At 54.4% G+C, this 7,011-nt stretch carries 1 protein-coding gene; it reads right to left on the reverse strand.

Going from position 1 to position 7,011, the window contains the following annotated elements; translation table 11 throughout:
* Positions 1 to 7,005 (reverse strand): non-ribosomal peptide synthetase (locus A6U95_RS21195; RefSeq protein ID WP_158006234.1); only part of this gene is annotated, 7,005 nt, incomplete at its 3' end.
* Between the last annotated feature and the right edge of the window lie 6 nt (positions 7,006 to 7,011).

Here is a 7,011-nt window from a genome sequence, read left to right on the forward strand (position 1 = left end):
TGGGCGCACATGGTCCGTCGGCAGGTTGAGCGGCTCATGGTCCGCCAGTTGCCCATGCCAGTAGGCCAGTTGCTTGTCCAGCGTGGCACCTTGCAGGTGCTGGCGCTGCCACAGCGCAAATTCCCGGTACTGCACCGGCGGGGCCGGGAGTTCATGGCTGGCCTCTCCGGTGAACACGCGGTAATAGTGCAGCAACTCTTTTAGCAGCAGGTCTACCGACCAGCCGTCAAACGCGATGTGGTGAATGACGATGCTGAAGTAGTGGCTCCCCGCCAGCGTATAACTGCTGGCTGCAATCGGGCACTCCTGCGCCAGATCAAATACCCGGTGCTGATGCTCATGCAGCCGTGCATGCAGCGCTTGCACGCTGTCGCATGTTTCGTGCGGTAGGCTCAGTGAGAATGTCTCGGCTGGCAGGATCTGTTGATACCCCTGCCCGTCGTCGTCACACAGGATCAGGGTACGCAGCGCTTCATGACGCGCGATCACCTTCATCAGGGCCTGTGCCACTTTCTGCGGATCGGTACCGGCCTGCAGCTTGAGCGTCAGCGGGATGTTGTAGGCGTTGCTGCCTTCTTCATAACGGTCGATAAACCACAGGCGCTCCTGGGCAAACGACAGCCGCTGTTCCTCAGGCCTGGCGATCGACGGTGCCTGGATGATCTGGCTACCCTGCGCGGTATTATCAATAAATGCCGCCAGCGCACGGATGGATCTCAGGCGGAACAGGTCAGAGACATGCACACTTTTTTCTAACGCGCGGGTCAAACGGCCCACCAGCTTGATCGCCAGAATGCTGTTGCCCCCCAGGCGATAGAAGTCGTCCAGCACGCTGAGGCTGTCCTGCGGGAGGGCGAGCAGCTCGGCGAAGACCTCGGCCAGTTGCTGCTCGGTCGCCGTCGCTGGTGCTACCCGATCTGCCTGCGCCTCAAACGTCGGGACCGGCAAGGCAGCACGATCGACCTTGCCGTTGACGGTCATCGGTAGCGACAGCAGGTGAACCAGGGCCGACGGCACCATGTAGTCCGGCAGAACCTGTTGCAGATGGGCGCGCAACACATCTTGCTCCAAGGGGGCCTGTGCGACGTAGTATGCCGTCAGATGGGTATGCCCCGCCGGGTTAGTGCTCGCCAGGACCAGTGCCTGCTGGATGGCAGGATGCTCGATCAGCCGGGCTTCGATCTCCCCCGGCTCAATACGGAAGCCACGGATCTTGACCTGGAAGTCATTGCGGCCCAGGTATTCGATATTACCGTCCGCCAGGTAACGGCCCCGGTCCCCGGTTTTGTAAAGACGGGCATTTTCACCACGGCTGCGTTCGGCGTCACTGCGGAACGGGTTGGCAATAAACGCGTCCGCTGTCGCCTGCGGGTTATTCAGATAGCCGCGCCCAACGCCAGCACCACCGATATACAGCTCACCAATCGCACCTTGTGGGACGGGGCGCAGATGGCGATCCAGCAGATAAACACAAACGTTGTTGATCGCCTTGCCGATATTGGTATTGGCATCGCCAGGTTGATAGATCCGCGCCGTCGCCCAAACGGTGGTTTCGCTAGGCCCGTAACCGTTGATCAACCGGACTCCGGCCTCACAGTAGCGGTCAATCATCGCCGCGTCGAGACACTCCCCGCCAACAACCAGCGTGGACAGTTCCAGAAGTTCATTTTGTGCCAGTAACGCCGGAGGAATAAAGGCGAACTCGATGGCGTGATCCCTGATATAGGCAGAGAGCGCGATAAAGTCGAGACGCTGGTGTTCTGCCAGAATATGCAGGCAATGGCCATTCAACAAGGTACAGAAGACATCCAGCGCATGGGCATCGAAAACATATTCCGAGTACCACAACGTGTTTAGTCTGGCAGACTGCTCATAGCCCGTAGGCATACCTAACAGGTCTGACTGACCTTGCGCCAGGTTGATTAACGAGTGATGTTCAATCATCACCCCTTTTGGCCGGCCAGTGGTGCCGCTGGTATAGATGATATAAGCCAAATCGTCTGGCTGCGTGTGTGACTGCACGTTGCTGTCATCGAGCTGCGCCAGCCTGTTGGCCAGTTGCGGGTTATCAATATCCAGCAGAGGGAAATCACAGCCAGCGATGCGTGCACCATAATGCTGCTGCGTCAGGATCAACACCGGTTTAACGTCGTCGACCAGCAGACTCAAGCGCTCCAACGGTGCCTGAGGGCTAATCGGGACATAGGCCGCCCCGGCCTTGAGCACGGCCAGCATGGCAATGACCATATGGGCCGACTTATCAAAATAGAGGGCAATCGCGCTGTCAGGCTGTATCGCAAAGTTCGCCTGCAGGTAAGCCGCCAACTGGTTCACCCGCTGATTTAACTCGCGATACGTCAACCGCGTATCCTGATATACCAACGCCAAAGCATCCGGCGTTCTGGCGGCCTGCGCTTCAAACATCTGACCGACCAATTTATTCCGCTCCACGGCAACCTGAACCCGCGGCTGGTTTGCTACCAGCTGCGTATAGTCGTCCTTCGTCAGCAGCGATAACGCCTGGGGACCCATGGCAGGGTCCGCGATCAGTTGCTGTACGGTGAGCCGAATTCCCTGCAGCACGCCTTCAATGGCCGAACGGCTAAACAGCTCGCCCGCATAGTTGATCTTGAACTCAATCCGTCCATCCTGTTCGTACACCATGATGCCCAGCGGGTAATCCAGTTTTTCATCACTGTCCTCAAACTCGAGTTTGAACAGACTCTCGCCGTTATCGGCAGGCACTGGATAGTTTTCAAACACGAATAGCGAGTTGAACAGACGTACCCCCGCCTTTTGCAGTGTGATCAGGCTGATATTGCTGTAGCTATTGATGTCATTAATATGGGCCTGCAGGCGTTTGACATTCTCGATGATCGCCTCATCGGTATGTGCCAGAACGACAGGCAACGTATTGATATATAACCCAACAGATCGCTCTATCTCCTCCACCGGCAGGTTACGGCCAGACACCGTCATGCCCACAATCGTCACGTCCGCATGGCTATAAAGGCTGAGCTGTTGGTGCCAGCAATACTGCATCAGCGCATTCAGCGTCACGCCATGCTGCCGCGAAAGCGCCTTCAGCCCGTGGTAAAGCTCACCGGCCAATGCGGTCGACACGCTCTGGGGGTCTTGCAGGTGTTTATATTCACTTAAATTGACGTGTTTCATCTCCGGCTTTAGCAGACCGGTGAGATTCTCTTGCACTTCCAAGCCACCCAGATAGTTTTGCCAGAACTGCTCGGTTTCCTGGCTAACCGTCTGTAGCAATGCCTGCGCCTCCAGATAGCTTTGATCTGTGGCTTGCTCCGGCGCGCTTCCCTGTTGCAGGGCCAGATAATTTTGGTGCACATCATTGAGCAAGATCGGCAGGCTCCAGCCGTCCAGAATCGCGTGATGGTTATTAAACAGACAAATGTAGTGATCGGCCGCGCACTTAACGATATACAGCCGGAATAGCCCGCTAGCAGACAAATCGAAATGGGTCTGCTGATCCTGCTTGATGAGTTCGGCCACGGTGCTTGCTCGTGCACGTTCGTCCTGCTCACTGATATCGATAAACTGCCAACCAAAGGTGCCTTGCTTATCGACAATCTGCACAAACTCTTCCTGCCAGGAGAATCTTAGCCGCAGCGCCGGATACTTCGCCTGGCTGCATTGCCACGCCCGTTTTAACAGCTCGACATCCAACGCATTGCGATAGTGCCAGACCATTTGCGTACGATAGGCGTTGTCGATATCGCCTTGCAGTACGTAATGATAAATAAACCCTTGTTGCAGGCTGTTAGCCGGATAAATCGCCACCACCTCTTCATCCTGCTGGAGGTGCGCTAACAATTCACCGGAGACCACGCCATTAACATCAGACTCGGTGAGATAAGAGCGAGATGACCGCTTAAGCTCGTCGATCAACTGGATTAACCGCTGGCGATAAGTCGTGGCGAACAGTTCGAGCTGCTCCGGGCTGAGATCACCCTCGACCAGGAACTGTAATTGGCCATTGAGCACACCGCCGTTCAGCGCTAAAAAGTCCGTTGTGCGGTTATTCGCTGATAATGCCGACCCCGTAGACTCCTGAACAAACGCCCACTCGCCATCCCGTTCATCACCATCAAACTGGCCAAGGTAGTTGAAGGTCACTGCCGGCAATGCCTGCGCATCATAGCCAACCAACACGCCATAGCCTAAGCCATGGTGAGGAGGGGTTCGCAGCCTGTCTTTAATCAACGGTAAATTGCGTACAAGGTCACGATGCTCAATACGCAGATTGACCGGATACATGCAGGTAAACCAACCGACGGTATTATTGATATCCACATCGTCAAACATCGCCTCTCTGCCATGCCCTTCCAGCAGGACATACTGGCTGTCACCGCCAACCACCTGCGACAACGCATCCGCCAGTACGGTCAGCAGAATATCGTTCACCTCGGTGTGATAAACATGATGAAGGTCTCGCAACAGACAACCGGTTTGCTGTTGCGACAGGCTTACCATCGTACGATTGAGCGTCCCCACACGATGGGCGTCCAAACGCTGGTGCCAGGCGTCCAAATCCGTGGTCAGGTTCTCCCAGTAGTGCCTCTCATCCCTATGGTTGTTCACGGCAACGGCTGGGTAGTTTTGCAGTGAGTTGACCCATTGGCGGTAACTCGTGCCTTTCTGGCCCAGGATAGTTTGCGCATCAGCCGTCGCATCAAGGTTATCGTCTTGTGCTGCAAAGAACTGGTAAAGCGTGCGTAAGTCGTGGTTAATAATCCGCCAGCTGACCGCATCAATATTGAGATGGTGTACCGCTACATGGATACGCGCAGTCTCGTCAGCGTAGCCTGCAATATAACCGATATGGAACAGTGGCCCTTCTGCCAGGCAAAAACGGTTCTGCCAGGCCGTCAACTGCGCATCGAGTTGAACGGCTGTGAAATCCTGTTGATTGATCGCATCAAATGGCAACGTCGCTATCGTTTGACGGTAGTGGCCGACAGCGGCATCTTTCGGGTAAACGGCACGCAAAATGTCATGGTATTCAACCAGTTTAGCCACGCTCAAACGCAGTAACTCAACGTTTAACGTTGGCACTTTGACCATAAATGCCTGGTTCCAATGCCCAGCATCAGGCAATTTCCCCGCCTCGACGGCCTGGAAGAACCAGCGCTGGATCGGCGCCAAGGGTAGCTCATCCGCCAGCATGCCCGCCTCTGACTGGATAACCGGCAAATTGTCCCCCTGACGTTGCAGCAGATAAGTGCTCAATGCTTTGGCCGTTCTGTGGGCAAAGATGTCTTTCACCGTGAGATGGTGACCAGATAACTTTTTGAGTTTATTCGCCAGTTGGATACTGCTGATACTGTCCCCACCTAAACGGAAGAAATCATCGGTGATCCCCACCGCATAATCCTTAAGCTGTAATACCTCCGCAAATACGCGGCAGATCAGCATTTCACTCTCGTTGGCTGGGGCCACGTAGTTCGCCTCATCCGTTAATATCGGCAGAGGTAAGGCTTTGCGATCCAACTTATTGTTCATGTTCATCGGCAATGCCGTTAAATGAACAAACGCCGTAGGGATCATATAGGCAGGTAAACGCTGTTGCAGATGCTCAGACAGCACATCTGCTGGCAATGCGTCTGGCGCAACATAATAGGCCACCAGGTACTTTTGCCCCGAGTCATGCTCCAGTGCCAGGACCACTACCTGTTCAATCTGTGGATATTGGGTCAGACAACTTTCGATTTCGGCCAATTCGATCCTGAAACCACGGATCTTCACCTGGGCATCATTACGCCCAATATAGTCAATCTTGCCGTCGTTCAGGTAACGGACTAAATCGCCCGTTTTATACAGCCGATCGTGACGTCCTCGCGCTTTATCTTCATCACTTTGCAATGGATTGACGATAAACGCCTGATGAGTCGCCTCAGGGTTATTTAAATAGCCACGACCTACACAGTCACCACTGATATAGAGCTCACCCACGGCACCCGCAGGGAGCGGCCGTAGACAACCGTCCAGAATATAAGCGTCAGCATTGCCTATTGGCCGGCCAATGATGGTATTGCTATCGCCCGTTTGGTAAACGTTCCTGGTGACAAAGACCGTGGTTTCCGTTGGGCCATAACAGTTAACTACTTTTACCCCCTGAGCGCTATAGCGCTCCATCACGCTGCTACTGGCCACCTCCCCTCCCAGGATTAGCGTGGAAAGCCCCAATGTTTCATTGTTATTTAGCAGCGCAGGGGGCACAAAGCCGATATCAATGGCATGTTGTTTAATGTAGGCAGCAAGCGCACCGAAATTCAAACGTATCTCTTTAGACAAGACATGTAAGCAATGGCCGGTCAGCAACGGGCTGAACACATCCAGAACATGCGCATCAAAGGTATAATTTGAATAGAAAAGGTAACTTTTTGTCGGCTCTCCAATCTGGCAGATCTCAGTGCCAAAGATACTCCGTTGCGCCTCCACAAGATTGGCGACAGAATGATGCTCAATCATCACCCCTTTAGGGGTTCCCGTCGTCCCGCTGGTATAGATGACATAAATCAGATTGTCAGGTTTGGTTTGGGTTGCCACATTAACCACCTGGTGGCTGGCAGCCCGCGCTATCAACTCAGGATCGTCCACGCACAGCAGCGCCGTCTTCTGTGGATCAATCAGCTTGGCCAGCGCCTCTTGCGTGCCCAACTCCGTCAAAATAACGCGGGAATGAATATTTTCTATCGTCCAGAGCATTCTTTCTGCGGGCATATCGGGGCTAAGCGGTACATAGGCGGCACCGGCCTTCAACACCGCCAGGATACTCACGATCATGCGCTCCGATCTTTCCAGGCAAAGCCCGATCAGATCGTCCGGTTGTAAAACAAACTGCGCTCTCAAGTAAGCCGCCAACCGGTTGGCGCGTTCATTCAACTGCCGATAGGTCAGGCTCACGCCCTCAAACACCAGTGCGATATTCTCTGGGGTTCTTGCTACCTGCGCCTCGAACATTTCGTGGATCGTCATATCCCG

The sequence above is a fragment of the Serratia sp. 14-2641 genome, from assembly GCF_001692375.1.
In the GTDB taxonomy this organism is placed as follows: domain Bacteria; phylum Pseudomonadota; class Gammaproteobacteria; order Enterobacterales; family Enterobacteriaceae; genus Chania; species Chania fonticola_C.